The sequence below is a fragment of the Sphingomonas sp. LH128 genome (genome assembly GCF_000293195.2).
Classification (GTDB): Bacteria; Pseudomonadota; Alphaproteobacteria; order Sphingomonadales; family Sphingomonadaceae; genus Novosphingobium; species Novosphingobium resinovorum_A.
The window spans coordinates 1-215 of the sequence record NZ_ALVC01000598.1 but is presented as its reverse complement, the minus strand read 5'-3'; the positions used below and the strand labels follow the sequence as shown (position 1 = coordinate 215).

Genomic DNA, 215 nt, shown 5'->3' with positions numbered 1-215 from the left:
AAGTGGCGCGAGTGACGGGGCTCGAACCCGCGACCTCCGGCGTGACAGGCCGGCACTCTAACCAACTGAGCTACACCCGCGCAGCAATGTATGTGAGGTTTTTAGACTACCTCAAGTCACTGGATTACCAGTATTTTTCCCAAGTGGCGCGAGTGACGGGGCTCGAACCCGCGACCTCCGGCGTGACAGGCCGGCACTCTAACCAACTGAGCTAC

At 59.5% G+C, this 215-nt stretch carries 1 tRNA gene; it reads right to left on the bottom strand.

Features of this window, described 5'->3' with window-relative positions:
- Positions 1-3: 3 nt before the first annotated feature.
- Positions 4-80 (bottom strand) — tRNA-Asp (locus LH128_RS30510).
- Positions 81-215 lie beyond the last annotated feature (135 nt).